Annotated in this window: 19 protein-coding genes; 6 read left to right on the plus strand and 13 right to left on the minus strand. The window is 42.4% G+C overall.

Annotation, left to right across the window (positions count from 1 at the left end; genetic code table 11):
- Positions 1-2: 2 nt before the first annotated feature.
- Together NT010_02385 and NT010_02390 are read left to right on the plus strand one after the other, a co-directional pair.
- Positions 3-1478: a DegQ family serine endoprotease gene (locus tag NT010_02385; GenBank protein MCX5804905.1), complete on the plus strand. Its 1476-nt coding sequence runs from the start codon at positions 3-5 to the stop codon at positions 1476-1478.
- 145 nt (positions 1479-1623) lie between these two features.
- On the plus strand, positions 1624-2832 hold the full coding sequence (locus tag NT010_02390; protein ID MCX5804906.1) for a type II secretion system F family protein: 1209 nt from the start codon (positions 1624-1626) through the stop codon (positions 2830-2832).
- A 100-nt stretch (positions 2833-2932) separates the two neighbouring features.
- Here the strand turns inward: NT010_02390 and NT010_02395 are convergent, their stop codons facing one another.
- From NT010_02395 to NT010_02445, 11 genes are all read right to left on the minus strand, one after another.
- Entirely contained in the window at positions 2933-4663 is a 1731-nt protein-coding gene (locus NT010_02395; GenBank protein ID MCX5804907.1) for a GspE/PulE family protein, read from the minus strand.
- Between the two features lie 75 nt (positions 4664-4738).
- Complete coding sequence (gene trmFO / locus NT010_02400; protein MCX5804908.1) at positions 4739-6052, minus strand: methylenetetrahydrofolate--tRNA-(uracil(54)-C(5))-methyltransferase (FADH(2)-oxidizing) TrmFO; 1314 nt, start codon at positions 6050-6052, stop codon at positions 4739-4741.
- On the minus strand, positions 6031-8244 hold the full coding sequence (gene topA / locus NT010_02405; GenBank protein ID MCX5804909.1) for a type I DNA topoisomerase: 2214 nt from the start codon (positions 8242-8244) through the stop codon (positions 6031-6033). The genes trmFO and topA overlap by 22 nt, the downstream gene beginning before the upstream one ends.
- A gap of 103 nt (positions 8245-8347) precedes the next feature.
- Positions 8348-9400 carry a DNA-processing protein DprA gene (dprA, locus tag NT010_02410; protein MCX5804910.1) on the minus strand — a complete coding sequence of 351 codons (1053 nt, stop codon included), beginning with the start codon at positions 9398-9400 and terminating at the stop codon, positions 8348-8350.
- 497 nt (positions 9401-9897) lie between these two features.
- Positions 9898-10548 carry a hypothetical protein gene (locus NT010_02415; protein MCX5804911.1) on the minus strand — a complete coding sequence of 217 codons (651 nt, stop codon included), beginning with the start codon at positions 10546-10548 and terminating at the stop codon, positions 9898-9900.
- An 11-nt stretch (positions 10549-10559) separates the two neighbouring features.
- Complete coding sequence (locus NT010_02420) at positions 10560-11306, minus strand: RsmE family RNA methyltransferase (GenBank protein MCX5804912.1); 747 nt, start codon at positions 11304-11306, stop codon at positions 10560-10562.
- Between the two features lie 3 nt (positions 11307-11309).
- Positions 11310-12269, minus strand: coding sequence for an HD domain-containing protein (locus NT010_02425; protein ID MCX5804913.1), 960 nt, complete (start codon positions 12267-12269; stop codon positions 11310-11312).
- The gene (thiL, locus tag NT010_02430; protein MCX5804914.1) at positions 12266-13231 is read right to left on the minus strand and encodes a thiamine-phosphate kinase; all 966 of its coding nucleotides are present in this window, start codon (positions 13229-13231) and stop codon (positions 12266-12268) included. Before thiL ends, NT010_02425 begins: the two co-directional genes overlap by 4 nt.
- A 222-nt stretch (positions 13232-13453) precedes the next feature.
- Positions 13454-15058 (minus strand): AMP-binding protein, encoded by a 1605-nt coding sequence (locus NT010_02435; protein ID MCX5804915.1) that lies wholly within the window; start codon positions 15056-15058, stop codon positions 13454-13456.
- A 48-nt stretch (positions 15059-15106) separates the two neighbouring features.
- Complete coding sequence (locus tag NT010_02440; GenBank protein MCX5804916.1) at positions 15107-16375, minus strand: (Fe-S)-binding protein; 1269 nt, start codon at positions 16373-16375, stop codon at positions 15107-15109.
- A gap of 11 nt (positions 16376-16386) precedes the next feature.
- Positions 16387-17766, minus strand: a complete 1380-nt coding sequence (locus NT010_02445) for an FAD-binding protein (GenBank protein ID MCX5804917.1) — start codon at positions 17764-17766, stop codon at positions 16387-16389.
- A 499-nt stretch (positions 17767-18265) separates the two neighbouring features.
- Here NT010_02445 and NT010_02450 point away from each other — a divergent pair, with 499 nt between their 5' ends.
- The 4 genes from NT010_02450 to NT010_02465 all read left to right on the plus strand — a co-directional run bounded on the left by NT010_02450 (position 18266) and on the right by NT010_02465 (position 21802).
- Positions 18266-18712, plus strand: a complete 447-nt coding sequence (locus NT010_02450) for a C-GCAxxG-C-C family protein (GenBank protein MCX5804918.1) — start codon at positions 18266-18268, stop codon at positions 18710-18712.
- 588 nt (positions 18713-19300) lie between these two features.
- On the plus strand, positions 19301-19729 hold the full coding sequence (locus NT010_02455) for a Spy/CpxP family protein refolding chaperone (protein ID MCX5804919.1): 429 nt from the start codon (positions 19301-19303) through the stop codon (positions 19727-19729).
- Positions 19730-19788: 59 nt separating this feature from the next.
- Positions 19789-20487 carry a response regulator transcription factor gene (locus tag NT010_02460; GenBank protein MCX5804920.1) on the plus strand — a complete coding sequence of 233 codons (699 nt, stop codon included), beginning with the start codon at positions 19789-19791 and terminating at the stop codon, positions 20485-20487.
- The gene (locus tag NT010_02465; GenBank protein MCX5804921.1) at positions 20477-21802 is read left to right on the plus strand and encodes a HAMP domain-containing sensor histidine kinase; all 1326 of its coding nucleotides are present in this window, start codon (positions 20477-20479) and stop codon (positions 21800-21802) included. Before NT010_02460 ends, NT010_02465 begins: the two co-directional genes overlap by 11 nt.
- Before the next feature lie 69 nt (positions 21803-21871).
- Here NT010_02465 and NT010_02470 read toward each other — a convergent pair whose 3' ends face one another.
- Positions 21872-23539 carry an alkaline phosphatase gene (locus NT010_02470; GenBank protein ID MCX5804922.1) on the minus strand — a complete coding sequence of 556 codons (1668 nt, stop codon included), beginning with the start codon at positions 23537-23539 and terminating at the stop codon, positions 21872-21874.
- Positions 23540-23785: 246 nt separating this feature from the next.
- Positions 23786-23938 carry a hypothetical protein gene (locus tag NT010_02475; GenBank protein MCX5804923.1) on the minus strand — a complete coding sequence of 51 codons (153 nt, stop codon included), beginning with the start codon at positions 23936-23938 and terminating at the stop codon, positions 23786-23788.
- Between the last annotated feature and the right edge of the window lie 1144 nt (positions 23939-25082).

A 25082-nucleotide genomic window follows, 5' to 3' on the forward strand; every position in this document is an offset into this window, starting at 1 on the left:
CTATGAGAAACAGAAGATGGTATTTGGTCATTATCTTACTGGTTATTATTTTGTCAGGATTTATGTATGTGAGGAGCAAGGTATTTACCAGGGAATCCTGGTTTAATGCAACAAATATGGATGTAAAGAAGGTTGTTTATGATAAAGGCTTGCCGAGTTTAAGCGAGCTTGTAAAAGATGTAAAACCTTCTGTAGTGAATATCAGCACGACGACTGTCATTAAAGGCCCTGACATGCAAGAGCGGTTTTTCGGCCAGCAAAACCCTCAGCAAAATCCTTTCAAGGATTTTTTTGGTAACGATTTTTTTGAGAATTTTTTTGGTAATACACCAAGAAAGGAGTTCAAGCACAAAAGTCTCGGCTCAGGTTTTATAATCGACAAAGAAGGGTATATCCTGACCAACAACCACGTTGTGGAGAGAGCGGTGAGTATAAAAGTAAAACTCTCTGATGAGAAGGAATATGATGCCAAAGTGATAGGTAAAGATGCCAAGACCGATATTGCTTTAATCAAAATAGATGCGAAGCACAATCTTCCTGTTGCAGTATTCGGAGATTCCGGAAAGCTGGAAGTTGGTGATTGGGTAATTGCTATCGGCAACCCCTTTGGCCTTGAACAAACCGTTACGGCAGGCATTGTCAGCGCAAAGGGCAGGGTTATAGGCGCCGGACCCTATGATGATTTTATTCAGACTGATGCATCAATCAATCCGGGTAACAGCGGAGGGCCTTTATTTAATTTGAAAGGCGAGGTTGTTGGAATAAACACTGCTATTGTTTCGGGGGGACAGGGAATAGGTTTTGCTATCCCGATAAATGCTGCCAAAGAAATGCTTGCTCAATTAAAGTCAAAGGGTAAGGTTACAAGAGGATGGCTTGGCGTAGTAATACAGAAGATAACTCCAGAGATTGTGAAGAGCTTTGGCTTGAAAGAGTCTGAAGGAGCTCTTGTATCGGATGTGATGGAACAGAGTCCTGCAGAAAAGGCAGGGATTAAAAGAGGAGATATTATCGTATCTTTTAACGGGAAGAAGATAAAGGATATGGACATGCTCCCGAGACTGGTGGGAGGAGCAGAAATAGGCAAACAGGTCAAGGTCGGTATTGTCAGGGATGGGAAACCCCTTGAAGTAAATGTTACGATAGATGAATTAAAAGAAGAAAGTGCCCAGGCATCTAAGAAACCTGAAATAGAAAAGGATTTTGGACTTGTTGTGCAGAATATTACACCTGATATTGCAAAGCATCTGAACATAAAAGATAAAAAAGGGGTAATCGTAACGGATGTGCAACCGGGAAGCCCTGCCCAAAATGTAGACATACGTTCCGGAGATGTCATAAAGGAGATTAACAGAAAACCTATAAGGAATATTACTGATTTTAAGGATGCTATGAAGAGGGGAAATGTTAAGGAAGGCATAGTTTTACTGGTGAGGAGAGAAAACGCAACATTCTACATAGTATTAAGAGAGGAATAAATGTAATTCACGGCTTATACGGATCGGAAAAGCTATGAAGAGGTTTAGCTTTTGCGATCCGTTGTCTCTAAATCTGTGTTTTTACAATTGTGATCTGTGAATAATTTTCTTTTCATTATATTTTAGTTGAGGTAAGATAAAAATTATGGCAGTTTACGAATGGCAGGGTAAAACACTAAAAGGTGAGAAAAAATCAGGAGTTACAAGAGCTGATTCCGAGGCTTACCTTAGGGCCGTTTTGAGAAAAGACGGCATTATTCTCACTAAATCAACTGAAAAAAAAGAAATTGTAAAAAAGGAAAAGTATAATCCGAAGAAAAAAATTGACCAGTTAAGTGTTGTAATTTTTACGAGACAGCTCTCAACAATGATTTCATCAGGTCTTCCTCTTGTCCAATCCCTTGATATACTCTCCAACCAGATTGAGAATAAGAACCTGCGGGGCATTGTCAGGGAGATAAAAGAAAAGATAGAGGGTGGATCAAGGTTTGCCGATAGCCTTAGGGATTACCCGCAATGTTTTGATCCATTGTATATAAATCTTGTTGTTGCAGGTGAAGAGGGCGGCCTGCTCGATACGGTACTGTCAAGGCTTTCTGTCTACATGGAAAAATCCATGAAATTGAAAAAGAAAGTAAAATCTGCAATGATATATCCTATCAGCATTATTATTGTTGCAATTGTTGTGGTAATGGTGCTTCTAATTTTCGTGATACCAGTTTTTGAGAAGATGTTTAAAGATATGGGAGCTGGCCTTCCGGCGCCTACACAGTTTGTGGTTAATCTGAGCAGATTGTTAAAATCAAGCATACATTTTATAATCGGTGCTCTTGTATTATTTGTTTTTCTTTTTAAGAGATACTATAGAACCGAAAACGGAAAACGCAAGGTGGACAACCTTGTCCTGAAGCTCCCCATCTTTGGTATTCTTACAATCAAGGCATCAGTTGCAAGAATAACAAGGACGCTTGCCACGCTGTTATCGAGTGGTGTTGCCATTCTTGAAAGTCTTGCAATCGTGGCAAAAGTTGCAGGCAATAAGGTCATTGAAGAGGCATTGATTGTTGCAAGGGCGCGTATTAGTGAAGGCAGAAGCATGTCAGAGCCTCTTGAGGAAAGTGGTGTTTTTCCTCCAATGGTGGTCCAGATGATCCAGGTTGGCGAATCCACGGGCGCACTGGACACCATGTTGAATAAAATTGCAGATTTTTACGAAGAAGATGTTGATAATCTTGTAACGAACCTGACGGCAATGATGGAGCCGATGATTATGATGTTTCTCGGTGTTATATTGGGCGGCTTGGTTATTGCCATGTACCTGCCCATATTCAAACTCGGAGAGACGGTAGGATAAGCTCAGTTTCTCCATTTAACTTCATTTTTGTATCATAATTATGAAAATATTTTTGCCTTATATGAACTTCCGGAACTTTTATGAGAACCTTTGGGTGTTTTTAAATCCCTCTTATTATTTTTACTATTTCTTCAATGGTCGTTGTACCGTTGAATAATTTTTTCAACGCATTTTCGCGAAGTGTAACCATACCGTTTTTTAATGCTGCCTTGCGGACTTCATTTGAAGACGCCTTGTTTTTTGTTAATTCACATATCTCATCATCTATTTTCATAATTTCAAAAACAGCCGTTCTACCTAAATAGCCCGTTCCTCTGCATTCCAGACAACCTTCGCCTCTATGTAAAACAATATTCTTTTTTTTGCCCGTATCAATTCCCAATTCTTTTTTCAGATGTTCTTCTTTTACTTCAAAAGATGTCTTGCAATGCGGACATATTTTGCGAACAAGACGTTGAGCTACTACCCCTATTAAAGTAGAAGCGATTAAAAAAGGTTGTCCGCCCATATCAATGAGGCGCGTAATTGCCGTAGGGGCGTCATTTGTGTGAAGTGTGCTGAGAACAAGGTGTCCGGTAAGCGCTGCCTGTATTGCGTTTTGAACTGTTTCTGTGTCGCGGATTTCACCTACCATAATGATATCCGGGTCCTGTCGTAACATGGTCCGTAATATTTTACCGAAAGTCAAATCAATCTGGGGATTGACAGCAACCTGATTAAACATGTCATGGACAAGTTCAATCGGATCTTCGATAGTACATATATTCAATTCCGTGCTGCTCAGCTTATTCAAAGCAGAATACAGTGTTGTTGTTTTACCACTGCCGGTGGGACCTGTCACAAGGATTATCCCATATGGATGACGGATAAATTCATTGAATAATGAGGAATCGTTATTTGAAAAGCCCAATTCGTCAATGTCCTGGAGGAGAATGTCAGGATCAAATATTCTAAGCACTACTTTTTCGCCAAAGGCAGTAGAGACGGTTGAAACGCGAAGCTCTATTTCCTGTTCCTTATGAACAATCTTTATCCTTCCGTCCTGAGGCCGCCGTTTTTCAGCAATATTCATTCCTGCCATTGTTTTAATACGGGAAACAATGGCGTTGTAAACCACCTTTTTAAGTATATATACATTGTGAAGAATCCCGTCTATCCTGAAACGGACAATACTGATATCCCTTTTAGGCTCAAGGTGTATGTCGCTTGCTCTTTGATCAAATGCATAATAGAAAAGGTTATTTACCGATTCGACTATTGGCCGCGAAGCATGATCCTGAGCTCCTGAAATTTGGAGACCCTTATGCAAACGCTCTAAATTGCCTAAATCTACAGTGCTGATTTTTCCATGAAGAATCATTTCCTGCTCTGCGGCAGACAATGAATCCATCAGACCGTAAGTCATATTGAAAACACTGTCTATGTTCTTTTTTGTGCAAAGCACTATCTCTATCTTCAACCCTGTCATTTTTGCGATATCATCAAAGGGATAATGCAAGAATGGGTTGGAAATGGCAAGAGTCAGAGTTTCGTTCTGTTTTTTTATTGGGATTAACCCGTATGCTTTGGCAAATTTTCCGGGTATCATTTCTGTGATTGCGCGAGAATCAAGCTCCAAAGGATCAATTTTTATAAATTCAATCCTCATATATGCTGCCAATGTTTTTAAAAAAACCTCTTCCTGTATAATATGCATATCCAGTATTATATCTTCAATCTCCTTCTTAGAAGAGATTCTGGTTTGTTCAATTTCAATGATTTGTTTTTCAGAGATCAGGTTGTTTTTGGTTAAAATTGCGTATAAATCTTTTCTATCTATATTTTTTAGCATAGCATGAACACCTCCATAACTGAGGGATAGGTTCTTTAACGTGTTGAGACCTGAGTTCTAATACAGCTAAACGTTTCATATATCCGGGAGGGCTGCTAATGATCCATCAGTTGTTTTCTTCCATTCCAAAATTGCCGACAGTGCCCTTTCGATTACTCTTTCTTTATACTTTTTGTTGTAGTCCTTAAGAATCCCGAAATTGACATTCATGGGTTGAAAGTTTTTTGTTGGTGTGGTGATATAGCTTGCCAGTGCACCGACACAGGTCTCTTCTGGTGGAAGAAGGAATTCCCTGCCCTCAAGAGAGGCCAATGCCGAGATGCCGGCAACAATACCCATGGCTGCTGATTCCACATATCCTTCCACACCTGTTATTTGTCCTGCGAAGAAGACCTGTTCGCCATTTCTAAGACTGAGATTTTTGTTAAGGACAACCGGGGAGTTGATGTATGTGTTTCTGTGGATGCTCCCATGCCTTAAGAATATGGCATGTTTCAGTGCAGGAATGAGCGCGAAAACCCTTTCCTGCTCCGGATATGTGAGTTTGGTCTGAAAACCTACCATATTGTACATAGCGCCGGATGCGTTTTCTTTTCTCAATTGTATAACTGCAAAAGGTCTTTTATTTGTCCGTTTGTCGATGATGCCGACAGGTTTTGCGGGACCATAAAGGAGAGTCTGTTTACCTCTGCCGGCCATAACCTCAACAGGCAGACATCCTTCAAAATATGGGGTTTTTTCAAATTCCCGCAGATCTACCTTCTCTGCCTTAAGGAGTTCCTCGTAAAATACACTGTATTCTTCCTCGGTAAGGGGGCAGTTGAGATAGTCTCCGGTGTCCTCCATGTAGCGGGAACCGAAGAAGGCCTTTTCCATGTCTATTGATTCTTTGTCGATAATCGGAGATATGGCATCAAAAAAGGACAGGTTTTCTGCACCTGTAGCTTCACGGATTTTTTCTGCCAGAGCATCGCTGGTAAGAGGTCCTGTGGCAATAATTGTAGAGCCATGCGGAATATCCCGTACTTCTTTTCGTACTACATCGATTAGGGGATTATTTTCAAGGCTATCCGTAATTATTTTTGAAAATCTTCCCCGGTCAACAACAAGGGCTTTGCCACCGGGTATTGATGTTTTATCGGCAGCCTGGATAACAATTGAATCAAGGCGTCTCAGCTCTTCCTTTAAAAGCCCGTGAGCATTTGTCAACTCCTTTGATTTTAAAGAATTACTGCACACAAGCTCTGAAAGATATATTGTTTTATGTGCCGGCGTGAAGACATGGGGCCTCATCTCAAAAAGTGTAACCTTCCGGCCCCTTCGGGCAATCTGGTAAGCTGCCTCAGCGCCGGCAAGCCCACCGCCGACTACTTTGACTTCCATCCGCAGTCCTTACGCAGGCAAAATGGTTTTTTTCTATAACTGAATATAGTCGGCGCCGCACAAACCGGGCATGTACCCTCTATCGGTTCTGCATTTGTGGCAAATGTGCAATCAGGGTAGCGGGAGCAGCTGATGAATCTTTTCTTTTTCAATTTTGAGACCCTCTCTACGAGTTTCCCCGTACACCCTTCCTGTGGACATTGAAACCCAAGTGTGTATGCCTCTGTATATTTGCAGTCAGGGTAGTTGCTGCATGCGAGAAACCTCCCGAATTTTCCCCGTTTTTCAATGAGATTCCCGCCGCATTTCGGGCATTTCCCTTTTATCTCATTTTCAACAATCTTTATTGTACCTTTTTCATCAACATGCACGTTCTTTTTGTTTTTGCAAGCCGGTTTTCCGCTGCATACAAGGTATTCACCGTTTTTACCCCAACGGAGGAGCATCTTTTCTCCGCATTTCTCACAGATTATATCTGTAACGGTTTCTTCTTTTTTCAGACTCTTCATACCTTCTTTTGCCGTAGAGAGTTCGTTCTCAAAGGAACGGTAAAATATTTCAAGCGATTTGACCCAATTTTTTTTACCGCCCTCTATAAGGTCAAGCCGCTCTTCCATATTTGCAGTAAAACCGATATCAACAATAGAGGGGAAGAACTCTTTCAGCAACTTATTGACAGTCCTGCCGAGGGAAGCAGCAAGGAGCCTCCCTTTATCCTTTTTTACATAATTTCTATCTTCTATGGTGCTTACAATGGTTGCATATGTTGATGGTCTGCCGATACCCTTTGCTTCGAGCATTTTTATGAGAGATGCTTCGGAATATCTTGGAGGTGGTGTTGTAAATCGCTGATCCAAAAATATTTCAATAAGTGATGGGCGGTCCCCTTCTTTCATTGCAGGTAGTTTAGAGCCTCGCTCGTCTGTTTCCTCCTGCTCTTCATATATTTTTGTGAATCCGTCAAATAAAATCTCAGAACCCCTTGCAACAAAAACATATTCATCTGAAGCAACCTCTACGACCTTTGCCTTAAATCTCTCCTGTGCCATCTGTGAGGCAATAAAACGTTTCCATATTAATTCGTACAACAGGAAAAGGTCTTTATCGAGATAGGGCTTAATCTTATCAGGTATCAAAGAAGGATCAGCGGGCCGTATTGCCTCGTGCGCATCCTGAGCAGTCTTTTTATTTTTGAAAAAGTTAGGTGTTTTCGGGAGATAAAGTTTTCCGTAGGTTTCATCAATATAATGTCTTGCCGCAGCTATTGCCTCGGCAGATACCCTGACAGAGTCTGTCCTCATGTAGGTAATAAGTCCTGTAGCCTCTCCTCCCCCTATGTTTACACCTTCATAAAGTTTCTGGGCAATGAGCATCGTTTTTTTCGGCGAAAACCGGTACCTCCGTGATGCCTCCTGTTGAAGCCTGCTTGTAATAAATGCGGGCTGTGGCGATATATGCCTGTCTTTAATCTCTATTTTCGATATATTGAATACCTTGCCTTTTACACCTGATTTGATTTTTTGAGCTTCTTCTTTTGAGGAGATCTTGATCTTTTCAGTCCCTTTTCTTTCACATGTTGCCTTGAATCTTTTTCCCGAAGGGAGCTCAAATTCAGCATCGACGATCCAGTATTCCTCTTTTATAAAACCTTCTATTTCTTCTTCCCTGTCACAGACAATCCTTAAAGCAACCGATTGCACCCTGCCTGCGGACAGCCCGTAGCTTACCTTTTCCCATAATATGGGGCTGATTTTATATCCTACAAGTCTGTCAAGGATTCTTCTGGCCTTTTGTGCGTTGTATTTTGATTCATCGAGTTTTGACGGGTTTTTTAATGCATCGAGCACGCCTTTTTTTGTAATCTCATGGAATAAAACCCTCTCAATCTCTTTTTTGCCGCCAATAATCTCGGCAACATGAAAGGCTATGGCTTCTCCTTCTCTGTCGGGGTCAGAACCGATATATATCTTTTGGGCATCTTTCCCTGCCCTTTTCAGTTCTTCCACAACTTTTGCCTTCCCCTTTAGTACGAGAAAGTGTGGTGTAAAATCCTTCTCAACATCAACCCCTATTTTGCTTTTAGGGAGGTCCTTAATATGACCGAAGGTAGCCTTTATGGTAAAATCCTTGCCAAGGAATTTCGAAAGCGTTTTCATCTTTGTCGGTGATTCAACTATCAAAAGTGATTTATTACCCATTGTAACTCCTTAAATTCAAGTTTTCGAGCTGCGAAAGACAAAAAGCAGATTTCAGTCCGACCCCTTATTTTCTGTAAAAGAAAGACAGCCATAAAACTGCCTGCTATTTTCTAATATAGTATCCTCCGGGAAATCCACGGATAATTTCTTTCATCTCGAGCCTTGTAAGCATTGCCATTACCTGTTTTGCCTGCATTCCGGTTTTGTCTATCAGTTCATCCACATGTATCCTCTCGTGGCCTATATATGAATACACATAATCTTCATCTTTGTCTATTTCAATCTTCTGCTGTTTTTTTAAAATAAGATGAGGAAAGGAGGTTGCAATAATGTCTTCAATGCCGTCCACAAGTTTTGCCCCCTGTTTGATTAGAAAGTTTGCCCCTTTATGTTCGTTGCTGAAGATATTTCCCGGAATTGCCATAACATCCCTGGCGTATTCAAGTCCAAGGCGGGCAGTAATCAGTGCGCCGCTCTTTTCTGATGCCTCTATAACAAGTATACCCTTTGACAAACCGGCTATTATACGGTTCCTCTCGGGAAAATGGTAATTAAGGGGCGGGTCCCCGGGCATGTATTCTGTGAGCAATATGCCTTCTTCGCCAATCTTTTCAAAAATCCGGATGTTTTCTGCCGGATAACAGATATCGATGCCACACCCCAGGACAGCCATAGTTTTACCTTCTTCCGACAAAGCTCCTTTATGAGCAGAAGCATCAATACCTTTTGCAAGACCGCTTACAATAGTTATTCCCAGAGATGAGAGCGTATTTGCAATTTTCTCAGCAAGAGCAATACCTTCGAATGTAGCCTTTCTTGAGCCTACTATGGCAAGCGCACTGTTGCCCGTTTTCAGGGGACCTTTTTTATACAGAACAATAGGGGGGTCGGGGATATGTCTCAAAAGCTCCGGATATGCTTTATCCCTGATGGTGATAGCGTCTGCGCCTAATTTTGCCAGTTTTTCTGTTGCCTTTTCAATGTCCTTCCAATCCTTAAAAGCATTTATCTGTGTTTTTAATGATTCATCATATATCTTCGTTTTTCCTTCAAATACAGCAGCGAGATCGTCGGTTGTCTCAATGATTTCTTTCTTTTTTATGCGATCTATCCCTTTAATTCTGGATAGCGCAATTATTGCAGTAAGTTCTTCCAATTATTCTCTCAATTACCGGGACACCCGCAAGCGGGTACCCGGTCGCCCCTCCACCAGCAAAGCTGTCGGAGCCTCCCCTTCTCGCTCACCGTGTGAGCTATTTAACGCACTGACGCTTATATATCCTGCCCTCACGTCCGCTCCCTCCACCAGCAAAGCTGTCGGAGCCTCCCGCACCCGCAAGCGGGTACCCGTCCGCCCCCTCACCTTTCCTTATGCACGAAGGATGTCCGCTCACTTATGTTCGCTTGGACGTCCGCTTGTACTGGGACGCAAGCAAATGCATTTACGTCCTACGTCCGAAGGAGTATAGCGACTGAACGTCCTTCGTCCCTCGGGTAAATGGTAGCCTCCCCTTCTCGCTCACCTTGTGAGCTGCAAAGAACCTTCATTGATAGGGACTATCCTTCCTGGAAGGATTTGTATCCCCTGGCGGCATATAGGGTTGACTGGACATCGCAGGTAAGCATATATATGACAAATAGTCTGAGCATCGTTCATGGTTTTTCAGTATCTTTTTTTTCGCCATATTTAAATTTCTCTAAGTAGTATGAGGCAATATAGGAGAGTTCTTTTAAAAACATATCGCGCGACATTGTTTCCTTCCACCATTTGTCCTTTTTAAAATACGACATGCTCACAGGTTTAATGATATAAATTACCTTTACACTGTCTTTTGAAGAGCCGTAAAACAGGTGAAACCTTCTTGAGGCATATTCAGGTACAAGAACAATAATCTTTTTTATACCGGCTTTTAAGAACGCTTCCTGTGTTTTGTTGACCTTCATTCTGTCTTCGCCTTCTAAAGAAATTTTCTTAAGCACTCCTTCTTTAATACCTCGTGTATGTGCTGTTTTGGCAACAATATCCAGGATACTTATACCAAGTATTTTATCGTCTTCAATCCATATGGTTTTGCCGTTGCCAGCCCAATATTCTCTAAAGGCTTCTGTATACAACTCACCATCTTTATCTTCAAAAAACCTGGGGACAAATATTGCATCCGAGGGAAATACTTTATCTTCGTATCTAAGCTGGCCAGCGATAGTTCTTAATGAGAAAGGATGAATAAGTATGCCTGCGGTGATCATGCAAGCGACGAGGATAAATATAAGACAGCCACACCCTGCCTTTCCTTTATTATTCATTGTTCCCCCAATTATTTATATTTGTTAAAATATTCGTAAAGAATGACTGATAGAATTACGAGAGGAGTAGTTTCAGTCCTGAAAATATTTTCACCAAGCGTGCAAGAAGTGAAGCCGTTTTCCTTCAGCCACTCGATCTCCAGATCGTCTATTCCGCCTTCAGGCCCTATAACCACGCATATTTCCCCTCCCTCTTCACGGTTCGACATAACATTATTAAATGTTATTTTCTTTTCCTGCTCATAAAAGACCCAACGGTTCGGAATATTTTCAGCATAAGGAAGTATTCCTCTCAGGGGAGTAGGTTCAACCACCTCGGGTATTGTAAATCGCCCTGATTGACGGGAAGCTTCAATGACAATCCGTTTCCAACGGTCGTATTTACCTTTTTCCTTGTCTTCAAATTTAATCAACGTCCTTTTGAAAATTGTAGGCAGTATTCTTTCCACACGGAGTTCTGTCGCTTTTTCAATGAGCCAATCCATGCGAGGCCCTTTTATCGGACTTACACATAGTGTTACTTTGGGTCTTTTTTCCTCAGGGTGATGTACGACATCCAGTACCTGTAAATATAACTCCTTGCTTTTTACGCCGTTGATCGTACATCTGTAAAGGTAGCCCTTTCCGTCAATAAGGTCTATCCTGTCGCCGGTTGTTTTTCTAAGAACGCTGATAATGTATTTATACATGGGTCCTGTAAGAAGGGCCATCCCGTTCTTTATTTTCAGCTTGTCTACAAAAACTCTTCTTATTTCCATATATTACCTTTCAGGAAGTTTATAGAATCTTGATTCGTACAATTTGTGGTATTCTGTCCATTTTTTGTCTGCCATATTTTCTTTCATGTGCTCTTTTACGCCCATAACCTTGGCGTCGAGATCATCAAGGTAGTGTACAATGAGAGCTTCTATTGACATGGGTTTTTTCGGAGAACCCCACTCTTCAACTCCATGATGGCTGATAATGATGTGCGCAAGCATATCCGATATATGCTCCGGAAATTCGTTCACCTCTTTTGCAATTTCTTCAAACATTATGGTACCGAGGGCTATGTGACCCATCAGCCTTCCTCTGTCAGAGTATTGGAAGCCGCCTTTTACGCAAAGTTCTTCGACTTTTCCGATATCATGCAGAAGGCTCCCTGCTATGATGATATCTTTATCCGCACCTGTTATGTCAGCTGCATTTTTACCCATTTGTGCCATTGACAGAGAGTGTTCAAGGAGCCCGCCCAGATAGACATGGTGCACACCTATAGAAGCCGGGAATAAAAAGAATTTTTCCAGGATGTCATTCCTTCTGATGAGTGCAGAGAATAAAGAAGCTATATGGGGTTCTTCTATTTCGTTCAAGAGCTGAAAAAAAACCTTTTTCAAATTGTCAATCCCCGGTTCAGCTTCCGGGAAAAATGCACTCATATCTTCCAGATTGACCACATTGTCAAATCTCCTTATGTCAGATACAGTCAGTTGAGGTTTTTCCTGGTATAAACGCATTTTTGCCTTAACAAAGACAAGATCGTTCTTTTCAAAAAGTTTATTTATGTTATCTACATTCTCCCAGACTTTGCCTTCAATGCTGCCGGTTTTGTCCTTGAGTTCTATACTCATATATTTTGCATTGTTTTTACCTGTAAAAATATTCTTTTTCGAAACGATAAAAAGATCGTTGACATCGATGCCTTCCTTTTTAATATCCTTAACAAATATGTCTTTTCTCACAGGTGTGCCCCAAAGTGTTCATAGCCTTTGATATCAGGCCTTATGACCTTTCCGTCTTTTAAGATTTTTACACCTTTTCCCTTAGCTACCTCACCTATTGTGGAGATAGGAAAACCCTTCTTTATGATATTCTTGATTGCCTGAAGCTTCTGTGGGGAAAAGGTAAAGAGCAGTTCGTAGTCTTCGCCACCACCCAGTGCAAGACGTTCAAGACCTTTTCTTTTCAGAACATCCGGTATGGGTATGCACTCCAGATTTATTCTTGCAGATTTCCCGCTTTCCTTCATCATCCTTTCCAGGTCGATAACCAACCCGTCGCTTATATCCATCATCGCATTAGTTATATCATTTTTTATCAATTCCTTCCACAGGCCATATGGAGGTTTGGGATTTATGTGTCTATTTATGAATCTGTTTGAACTTTTTGCTTTTATACCTTTTTGCAGGAGGCTCAAACCGTATGCACTTTCACCGAGACTGCCGGTCACCCCTATCAGATCGCCTTCTTTCGCACTGTCTCTGCCGAGATATCTGTTGGTTACAAGTTTCCCTATCATAGAAACATCAATAAAAAAATCGCTCTTTGTTTCTATCGTATCCCCGCCGAGGAGGATTATGTTGAATTCCTTTGCAGTCCTGGCCATGCCATTATAAAGCCTGTTTATCTGTTTGTATGTGATATGTTCCGGGATGCCGATTGTAACGAGAAAATAGAGCGGCTCAGCCCCCATGGAAAGGATATCGGAGACATTTACATATATAGCTTTCTTGCCTAAATAATAGCTGTCTAAAAAGGCAAAATCAAAATGAATATGCTCTGCAAGCCCATCCTGTACAAAAACATAGGAACCCTGTTCCATTTCGGCAACTGCCCCGTCATCGCCGATACCTCTCAATATTTCCTTAGATGATCTTTCAAACCTTTTAAGACGTCTTATAAGTTCATTTTCTTTTATTTCCATATTGCCAACAGAGATGATAATAACGTTAATAGCTGTGCTTTGCAAGTGTTGCTATGAAATGTCTAATTTATCGATCTCTAAAAACCTGATTATTATATCGGTGAGGGCAGTAAAAAACCTTTAAAAACAAAAATTTGTTGTTTTATTACGAGCCTCCTCGTAATTTCACAAAAAAAGCGGGGATTGATTCCCCGCTTTTTTTGTATTTTTCATTGCCTTTTCTTACGTGTGATCACTCCACTTACCAAACTGTTCTCTTAATATCCTGTGAAGGATTTTGCCGGCTGCGCTTCTCGGCATCTCCGAATCTTTTATCAGGATTACATTCTTCGGAACCTTGAATCCGGCGATCTTGCCTTTACAGAAACCGGAAATCTCATCAGGTGTCGCAGTCTGATTTTCATGGAGAACAACTATAGCAGTAACCTGCTCACCCCATTTTTCATGTGGTACGCCGATAACTGCAACGTCTTTTACGGCCGGGTGCCCGCCGACACAGTTTTCAACTTCAGAGGGGAATATGTTTTCACCGCCGGAGATAATCATGTTGGCTTTCCTGTCAACGAGTGTATAGTATCCGTCCTCATCAATGTAAGCCATGTCGCCTGCGCTGAAGTACTCTCCTTTCATCGCCGCCGCAGTTTTTTCAGGGTCTTTCCAGTAACCTTCAAAGAGCATGGAGCTTCTTGAGTAGAGTTCGCCCACCTCATTCGGTTTTGTGACAAGGTTTCCGTCTTCGTCATAAAGTTTCAAAATATCCGTGCCCATAACTTCACGTCCGATGGAGCCGAGTTTCGTCATTTGTTCATGGGGCTTCAATACAGTGACAATACCTGCTTCCGTAGACCCGTATGCTTCATAAAGATTTGAATTCGGAAACATTTTTAGAATTCCGAGCTTTGTATCCCTTCTTGCCGGTGCTGAAGAACAGAGAAGCTTCTTCACACACGTTACATCAAATTTTGCCTTTACTTCATCCGGGAGTGCAAGGAGCATAATGTAATGGGTCGGAACAAGAGAGGTAAAGGTAATCTTGTGTTCTGCAAAGGTTTTCAGGAGGTTTTCAGGATTGAAACTCACCATATTATATGCCATGACAGTACCGCCTACCCAGGTGACAACAAAGGAGTAAAAAAGTGAGTTTACGTGGCAGCAAGGCATTACAAGCAGGTTTGTATCATCAAAATTAAACTGATGGTCATAGACCATAATAAAATACTGGGCAAAGAGGTTGGCATGGCTTTTCATAACGCCCTTTGGCCTTCCTGTTGTTCCGCCCGTATACATAATAACCCAGATATCATCCGCATCAACTGATACCGCAGGCTCTTGCCCGCTTGCCGCTGCAATTACATCCTCATAAGATGCAAAACCGTCGAAGTGGGGATTATCTATTGCAAAAGATATATATTTTTCTACTGTTGGAAGGTTTTTCTTCATCCCGTCTGCCATGGCTATCCATGGGAGTTCAGCTCCGTCTCTGTCTTTCCCGCCCTGCACGATTAAAATCTTTGCCTCACAGTGACCAAGGATATACTCCATTTCCGGTTGTGCGAGCCTGAACATAATCGGTACACAAACAAACCCGCCTTTTGCAGCAGCAGCATATATCTCGAGCCATTCCACACAGTTGTATGCAAGTACTGCAAATCTCTCGCCTTTCTTAAGACCCATATCGGCAAGGGCATTTGCAAGCCTGCATGCCCGGTCATCCCACTGCTTAAAGGTATACGCCTTGTTCATGTCTTTGATGCCAATCTTGTCAGGCCATTTGAAGGCATTTACCCTCAAAACATCCTTTGCCGTCATCCAGTGACCATTGTTCATAATTAACCCTCCTTAAGTATTTTTAAGTCAGCTTTTTTAAATTTATTTTTACTCCACAAGCTCTAAGAAATGATATACCTTTTGAGTCATCTTGTTCCTCAGAGCGTTGTCTATCAAATTGATCATGCAACCGGGGCAGGCAGTAACTACAATATCCGCTCCTGTTGCTTTGATACCGTCCATCTTCTTGTCGGCTATCTTCTTCGTAAGGTCATAGTGATACACGCTGAATGATCCGCCCATGCCGCAGCACATATCCGCATTGGGCATCTCCACATATTTCAGTCCCTTCAATGCCTTCAGGATTGCCCTGGGCTGTTCCTTAATATTCTGATATCTTATAAGGTGGCAGGGATCATGCCATGTGGCTGTTTTGCCTTCAAACTCCTTTCTTAATTTAAAGTCTTCCGGTGGAATCTTCATAACGTCGATGACGAACTCGGTGCTGTCTTTTATCTTCTTTTCAAAGGCTTCATACCGTTTCTGCTGATCTTCGTTATCCGGGAGATATTTCTGATAATCTTTTAACGTTGAACTGCATGTGCCGCAGGCAGTAACAACATAATCCACGTCTTTAAATGCCTTGATGTTCTCTTCGGCAAGCATCCTGCCGGTTTCAAAATCACCGCTGAAATAAATGGCAGCGCCGCAGCAATTCTGGTTCTCCGGTACAACAACCTCTATACCCCGTTTGGTAAGAAAATCTATCAGCTTCAACCCCAGTTCAGGGTATATGAAATCAGTTGCACAGCCCATGAAAAAACCTACTCTCATTTTCGGTTTCTCACCGTTTACCGGTTTATATACAGGCTTTACCATATCGCGTAAAAAAGTCTTTGCCAGGGTAGGGATGTTTCTCCCATGTCCGAGGGCCTTTAAAAAGTCAGGCAAATGTCTTATATTGCCTTCTGTCTTTGGAAACATCCACTGGAAGGCCTTTGCCAGCTTTAGATATCTTCCGAAAGCTTTTCTGTTTGCCATAACCTTTCTGAAGGCAAAGTTCTTAATAAAACCAAGTCCTTTGTCCTTGACCATCTGCGCTCTTGCCCCCACGACAACCCTGTCGATCTGTGTCTTCGATGGACAGTTGGCAGCGCATCTTTTACAGAGGAGGCATTTCCCGATAATATCGCCCATCTCCGGGGTAAATTCCTGTTCTCCCTTCAGGGCAAGCCTTACAAGGTAGTTTTTCCCTCTTGCAACTGAAGTTTCAACCCTCTCTTCCTGATACACAGGACAGAAAAAGCTGCAAAAACCGCATTTCATACACTGGTCAGCAAATTTCTCTATTTTTTTAAGCTCTGTCAGGTCTTTCAAGCTCAACCCCCTTAATCCCAGATCTTGCCGGGGTTCATGATATTGTTCGGATCAATAAGTGCCTTGATCTTGATCATCAGTTCAACGGCAACAGGATCCACAGCCCGCCTGAAGAATTTCTGTTTTTCAAGTCCTATGCCGTGTTCCCCTGAAAGTACACCGCCCATTTCAACAGCACCCTCAATAATCCCATCCATAGCCTTTAATGACCTTTCATAGAGGTCCTTGTTTTTTATATCCGAAAGTATTGAAGGATGGAGGTTACCGTCGCCTGCATGACCCAGTATGCACATCTCAACGTCATATTTCTTTGCCAGATCCCTGCATCTTTTTATAAACTCGGGAATCTTACCCCTTGGAACCGTGACATCTTCTGCCATAACCGTAGGCGCCTTTCCAAAGACTGCTGCAAAACCAGCCTTCCTTGCCATCCAGTATTTGTTTGCCTCATCCATATCTTTTGCAACCCTGACATCCACAGCCCCGTATTTTTTCGTGATCTCGACAATCTTTTCAGTCTCCTTTTCAACTGCTTCAGGTATACCGTCGCATTCGAAAAGGAGTACTGCATCGGCATCCTTTGGAAGTCCCATAGGCATCATCTCCTCTATCCTGTTGATTACCCAGTTATCGAGAAGCTCAATCTTGCCCGGGATCACCCCGTTTTCCAGTACTCTGAATACGCTTTCGCCTGCCATTGCTATTTCAGCATATACGGCCATAATAGTTTTCTTCGCAGGCGGTATGGGGTTGAGCTTCAGCTCTGCCTTTGTGATAATGCCGAGTGTACCTTCAGAGCTGACAAAGATATGTAGCAGATCATAACCGACTACATTCTTCAATGTCCTGCCGCCGAAGTTCGTAATCCTGCCATCAGGGAGCACAACTTCAAGACCCAGGATATACTGTTTTGTTACCCCATACTTTACACAGGCCGGCCCGCCGGCATTTTCTGCTATGATCCCGCCAAGTGTTGCGCCGAGGAAGCTCTGGGGATCAGGAGGGAAGAACAGACCCTCTTTCATCAGTCTCATAGTAAGGTCCTGAAGCACAACGCCGGGTTCAACAGTAGCCGTCAGGTTTTCCTTATCAATTTTCACTATTGTGTTCATCTTAGTGGTGCACAGGACAACGCCGCCCATGATCGGCACCGAGCCGCCGCTTACGTTTGTACCCCCACCTCTCGGGGTTACCGGTATCTTTTCAGCATTGGCGATCTTCATGATCTCAGAGATCTCTTTTGTGTTTTTAGGAAATACGACGCAATCAGGTTCGTGGATCCAGCTCGTAGTCCCATCGTAAGAGTATGCCTTCAACGCTTCCGGTGTTGTAAGGACGTTCTCATTTCCAACGATTTTTTGAAACTCCGATACTAATGATTCTTTTAACATCCATACCCCCTATCCTACATATTATTTAAATTTGTTACACATTTTAATTTTCTTATATCGTTTTATTCCTTTATTGTCAAGAAAATACGCCAGTAAATTTCTAAAAATTGTATACGATTTATTCACATTTGTCCGGACAGGGAGTGGTGTTGCAAATAAGGCAAAAGAATCTATTCAAATCCGTCATGGAGAAATTAGCAGGTGCCTTATTGTATCATCAAAAGAGAACATTGTGAAAGAAATAGTACAAGGATATTATATATTTAGTACTTGCATTTCTCTGAAAAACTCATGTAATATTGAAAGAAAAGTAATGTTGTATATTAAATTTTCGACTAAAAATGGAATGACAAACGCGATGAAGAAGATTTGGATAAGTTTAATTGCCTTAATGATCCTCCTCTGTTCGGAATGAATGTAACCTTTGCGGGAGAGTACAAGAAAAAACCGACTGAACGGGAGCATAAGTAACATTCTTGTGTTGATATAAGGAGTATATATGAAAACCAAAAAAGAGATAGCAGCGGCAAAGTTTTTGGAAGGTTATAACTGTGCCCAGTCTGTGCTCTATTCCTTCTGTGACGAACTCGGGATTGATGAGAACATCGCATTAAAGACAGCATGTGGATTTGGAGCGGGCATGGGGAGAAAAGAGGAGGTCTGCGGAGCTGTGACCGGCGGGATCATGGTCATAGGTTTAAAATACGGCAGAGGTAAAAACGATGACCGTACGGCCACAGAACTGACATATGCAAAGACAAGGGAACTGATGGAGCGCTTTTCTGAGAAACATGGAACCTTTATCTGCCGCAAGCTGCTGAACGGATGTGAACTTACCACTGAAGAAGGCCAGCAATACTTCAAAGAAAATGACTTGCTGAATACTAAATGCAAACTGTGTGTTGAGAGTGTCGTAGATATTCTCGAAGACATCCTTGATGGCTGAAGGGGGGAGGACTATCGGAAACGAACCCGCCAGGATCTGGCAGAGAGCCTTCGCGCAATTTATTACGAAACCATCAAATTTAACCGCCAGAAGATAACGTACTGTTCCCGTCACTGCTCCCAGCAATGATGTTACACTTTGTTACAAACTTTTACTTTCGTGAAAAACATTTTCAAAAGAAAAATGGTATTTCTTCTGTATGGCAATGCAGATTCTATTTTTTATCCCACATTTGTTTTTATGGTTAATAACACTAATGGGTTGTCTCCGGCAGACAAGCTCAATAAGCTATGGCGTGAACGTTCCGCTTCGCTTAAGTATGGCAGGACTCGGTCACTATGCAATGTTCACTTCAGGGGTATTAACCTCCTTTAAAGAAAGATTGATAAGGAAATCCAATCATGCCGTTGATCGACAAAAAAAACCATAAGAATGAAAAGAGACTGCTTAAAAATGATACAGACAGTACCAAAATACCCGGAAGGAGGTGATCGGTAAAATTTAAATCAGCTTTTTAAAAGATGATGGACGCTGGAATATCAGCGGATCATCAAGACAAAATACCCTATTTACCTGAAAGGAGAACCTATGTTAAAAAAATATGCAGCAGTAATATGTGTTCCGATTCTTTTGATGTGTGTTGCTTTTCTCGCCGGATGCCAGCGCCCTACACCTGAAAGGATGGTAGACCGCATTACTGAAAAGCTCAAATCTAAACTGGAATTGAATGCAGCACAGCAGGAACAGCTTGATGGCATCAAAGAAGAATTGAAGAAAAAAATGGCGGAGATGAAGAAAAATCATGCGTCCAAGAAAGAAGAATTCCTGACCCTGCTTCAGAGTGACACTATCGACCAGGAAAAACTCAAGAAAATGATTAATGAGAAAAAGGCCAGAATGGATGAATTCTCATCTCTGATGATAGACAAACTGGTAAAGTTCCACAGCACACTCAGCCCTGAACAAAAGGAAAAGCTTGTGAAATATCTGAGAGAACGTCATGATTGCATGAATTGACAAAAAAGGCGCCCGCCGCCCTGTGTCGGGCGCCTTTTTCCTGAACTTTGGAGCCTATATTGAAGAAAACTATCCTTATTATAGATGATGACGAGAAACTCAACTGTTTACTGAAGGATTATCTCGGCAATTACGGTTTTTCCGTCCAAAGCGCCACCCATCCTGACGAAGGGATGAAGAAGATTAAAACGCTTCAGCCGCAACTAATCATACTCGATATAATGCTCCCCGGCATGAACGGTTTTGAGGTATGCAAACAGATACGCCGATCACATACAACGCCGATTCTCATGCTCACTGCCAGAGGGGAAGTTACCGACAGGATTGTAGGACTCGAACTGGGCGCAGATGATTATCTTGCCAAACCATTTGAACCCAGGGAGCTGGTTGCAAGGATTCAATCGATTCTCAGGCGGACAGAAAATTCCACAGTGACCTCTAAGCGGTGGTTCGGACCCCTCTTTATAGATTTTCAGAAACGGACAGTCCTTCTCAACAATGAACCTGTTGATCTGACCACAACGGAGTTCCAGGCATTGTCTTTACTTGCAAATAATGCAGGCGTTGTAATGAGCCGTGACCAGATAATGGATGCCCTGCGGGGAATTGAATACGAGGCCTTTAACCGTTCCGTTGATGTAGTTATGAGCCGCCTCCGTTCTAAATTACTCGATGACCCGAAATCGCCCTCATTCATCAAAACAGTCTGGGGAACCGGATATGTCTTTATCGTTGAGGAAAGTGAATATGGCAAATAACAGATTCCAGCGGATTATCCATTCGGTTTTTACAAAAATACTTCTTACTCTTCTGGTTGCCGGGATCAGCATAAATCTAATAGCAGCTGTATTTTTTATTCATGGCGCAAGAGAATCTCTGAAAGGTGCCTGGCAACATAATATCGATCAGTATCTTGAATATATAATTAAAGACCTGGGAACACCGCCGAGTATGGAAAGAGCAAAAAATATCGTCAAGCAAGCTGCATTGCAGATACGCTACGAAAGTCCGGACCTGACCTGGACAACATCGAATGAAATCCCCACGAGTAGTATGCTCCATTTAAAAACAGATCAGAAGAACCACTTTATAAGAATGCCTTTCAAAGAGGGAAAGTATATTATCGCCCTGTCTCGAGGCTCCGACACATATATCTTCAGTTTTCATCCCCATCCGCCGCTTGAGAAAAGGAGGATAGTTTTTATAATCTTGCTGGTCTTTATTCTGACGATTGTTGTTCTGATTGCTTACCTTATAATCAGGCGCATACTGAGACCTGTAAAATATCTTTCCGAAGGAGTCCGGCAAGTCGCCAGCGGTCATCTTGACCATCGGGTGCCCACAAGCTGTACGATGGAGTTCGGTCAGCTTGCAGAAGCTTTTAACGATATGACGCTTCGGATACAAAACATGCTTCATGCCAAAGATCAGCTTCTTCTTGATGTTAGTCATGAATTGCGGTCTCCTTTAACGCGCATGAAAGTTGCCCTTGAATTAATGCCTGACGGGCAGACGAAAGAGAATGTCATTGACGACATACGGGAGATGGAAATAATGATCTCTGAAATACTGGAAGCTGCACGTCTGAGGAACACAACAGAGAGCCTGCAGATCGAATCAATACCCGTAAAAAATTTCCTTAGTGAAATCTGTGAAATCCATTCGAATAAACAGCCGGGCATCAGGATCGGTGATATTCCTGACAATGCTTGCATCCACGGCGACCCCATGCTCGTGAAAATTGTTTTCAATAATATTATCAGTAATGCCGTCAAATATTCCTCTCCTGACGGGGAGCCTGTAAAACTCTCGTGGAAGGAAGATCCTCAATATGCAATTGTTGAAATTCAAGACCGGGGTGTCGGTATTCCGGAAACAGAACTGCCCTATATCTTCGAACCTTTCTATCGGGTGGACAAGTCGCGATCCAAACATACCGGGGGATATGGATTGGGTTTGAGCCTTTGCAAGACAATTATGGAATCACATCAAGGGAAGATAGAAGTCGAAAGTGCTCCGGGAACCGGCACAATTGTCTCCCTCTTTTTCCCCTTGATAAATAATAGCGCCTGACTCGGATCGCTCCGCTTTAAGGATTGTTCATGTAAGAAACTTCATGCAGTTTCTCGAGCAGCGGGGAGTTCATTTTGTTTCTCCCTCAAATATTGATACTGCCTGTTGGGGAATATATACTTTCTTTGTGCGCGGGGCAAAGACCGTTATTCCCTGCATCCTGTATTCTTTTTGATCTGCGCCTATCCGAATAATGTCTTTACTAAAAGGCATCTCTGCATATCTGCCCTTCTTTTCTATTATCAGTACCGGATTTATAGAATCTTTTTTCTCTATCTTTACATTTGCCCCGATTCTTCCAAAAACCTCCTCAGCATCGACAAAAAGCTCTCTATCTATAACAGCCAGATCAACACCCATGCCCCTGGCAATTATTTGCGCAATATCTGTATTTTCGATAAGGCCGATATACTTATTGAGCCCGTAAACATAGAAAAACAAGTCTTCGCCTGTATGTCCACTTGTAGCCCAGCCGATATTAGCCCTCCTGCTGATCATCGGCCCTGTGGCATAGCCCATTTCTCCCGGCTTTGCCTTTTTAATGGCATCAATCTCATCCTGTGTGAGATCATTCACTCCGGTGTATTGCGCCACGACCTTTCTGATATGTTCATCTGAGGAGTTCTTTGCTATTACCTTTTCAAGACCTTCACCTGTTAACCGTGCTTTTTTCAAAGAGGCAAAAACCGCCTCGTAGGGGAGTTTATAATCTGTACCATCGGTTGCTTTATTTCCTATATACATCCCGCCGGTATTGTGGTCAGCAAAGGCAAGCACCATGGTTTTCCCCTTTGCCCGCGCAAAGTCCAGGGCAACCTTAACTGCATCATCGAAGGCAAGAACATCGCTTATTACTCCTATGGGGTCATTTGTATGGGAAGCCCAATCGATCTTGCTTCCTTCAACAAAGAGGAAAAACCCCTTCGGATTATTCGATAGTATTTCAATTGCCTTTTTTGTCATCTCTGCAAGCGCCGGCTGTTTTGGAGAGAATATTTTCCGGTCAAATTCATAGGCCATATCGTTATCGGCGAATATTCCCCATAATTTTCTCGAAGTGCTGTTCTGCATGGCGATTATTGTTTCTACGAAATCATAACCCCTTGACTTCAAAACCTCTACAAGGTCTTCACCGTCAGTACGGGCACCGCCCTTTCCTTTCGGCACCAGATATTTTTTCCCTCCGCCCAATACAACGTCCATGTTTAAATAAACCTGTTGTTCGGCAATTTCATTGTAGTTATTCCTGTCAGGCCAATGCGCTGAAAATCCTGCCGGAGTGGCTTGCTGGATGTTGGATGTGGCAATGATCCCGACAGATCTGCCGGATAACTTTGCGCCTTCGAGAACCGTTGCCACAGGTTTATACATTAAACTATCGGGTATTCTGCTTACCCCAGGTATTGTGACAGATCGCGGCAAAACGCTGAGCAGTTTACCGGATGTCTTGTGTCCTGTAGCAAAGGCAGTTACAGCTGATGCAGAATCGGTGATGAGTGTATCTGCTCCATAGGTTCTTACAGCCCCCAGATTCATACTGTCAAGGGCAAGATGAGACCCTTTGTACCACCGTGCAACAGTTGTATGCGTTGATCCCATGCCATCGGCCACCAGGACAATCACGTTTTCAAAGGATACCTCTTCAGAAAAAGCTGTTCCTGTTAGAAAAAGTAGAATAAATCCTGCAACTAACAGATGCAGTATATATTTTCTTTCCATTAAAACTTTCATTTGCATTATTTCTCCTTGATGTAAATTTGGTTATGTCAAAAGTTTTCATCATGTTTTGTTTCTTGAGTATTTTTAGCTCTTTTCTCTTGGACACTCAGCGGCATGTTCGGGGATATTGATCTGCGGCGGTCTGCTTCGCCTTGCGATCCCCCGAAGCAATTATTGCCCCCTCTCCCTTTTCCCCTCCCCCTCGGAGGGGGGAGGGTGTGGGTGGGGGTGAGACACAATTGGTGGTCTTCCGGCTTGCAAAGCTTACAGCCCATTCATATCTGTAAAATCCCCAACATGCTGCAGCCCATCCACATCTGCAAAATCCCCGACATGCCGCTGCCCACTCAACCAGGATTCGCACATACGATTATGTGAATCCTGGATAAAGAAGGGAGCAAATTTTTCCATTTTCATTTCCTATTTTTTCTCTCCCCCCTGTTTTCTCTTTGTAAAAACTTGTATATATTCATTCTGCGAACCTGTTTTTCATGCAACTTTTGACAATAGCTAATTTTGCATTGTTATTAACCATCTTACATTTATCTGCACACCGTCATTCCGTCCGGACAGGGATTTTTTCTACCCAAGTGGTACCGATCTACGGCCTGTCTTGTATGGTGTACATGTTGTACGCCTCCGCGCAATCCCTTGATTACCTTAACTCTATAAAAGCATCCTACCCAAGTCAAGAAAAAGTGAAAAACGTTATATAAAATAGATTGCTTACGGGACTTTTCTGACATTTCATTCCCTTCGGGCAAATACTCCGTCCCTCGGTGCGAAGAATTTTCTACGTTGCGGCATTTAATCCCATAGATCAGGCCAGAGCATACTTGCATATATTCAGGCAAAACATCCTGACAAAGGGTACAATTTGGATGGTGTGATGAGTGTACTTGTAAGTTACAACCGGAGGCAAAAAGATGTATCGGAAGCATTTGCGTTCACTGTGAACGCAATTCTCCAAATCTCCGAGAAGTCTTATCCTGCCTTGTTCCGCACGATATCACTTCTAAAACTGGTTTCTAAAATTCGGGAGGCAATTGTCACTCCGCTGTCGTGATTAAACCGTACGAACGGAAAACTTCCTGTTTCCCAGGGATATCTCTTTGCCGCTAACCTTGGAAGTCCTGACTTTTTTACCATATTTGATGAAATCATGGAGACGCCTGTAACCAACCCAGAGATTGTGCCAATAAAACCAATGAAAAAACCTGTTCCGCAAGTGTGAGGATTAATGCGTGCAAGCGGCTTTACTGTTTCTTGAAAGGCAAGGATTATCAATAGCAATGTGTCTCTTATATTATTATTGGTATGGTTTTTTATAACACGTACAAAGAAGCAACTGCGTGGTTTCCCAGAGGCAAAGACTACGGATTGAAATGTGCGCCTTCTACTCTTAACTGGGTGATTTATTTTTCACCTACCTATACGTAACAAAATTTATTGACCGTTAGACTGCTAAGGATCATTATTTATTCTGCTTTTTCTTAAAAGAAAAGGAGGAGAAATGACCCGGACAAATCAAAGTTTTATCAGACCAAGCGGCAACTTCGAG

This window comes from Pseudomonadota bacterium, assembly GCA_026388275.1.
Taxonomy (GTDB): domain Bacteria; phylum Desulfobacterota; class Syntrophorhabdia; order Syntrophorhabdales; family Syntrophorhabdaceae; genus JAPLKB01.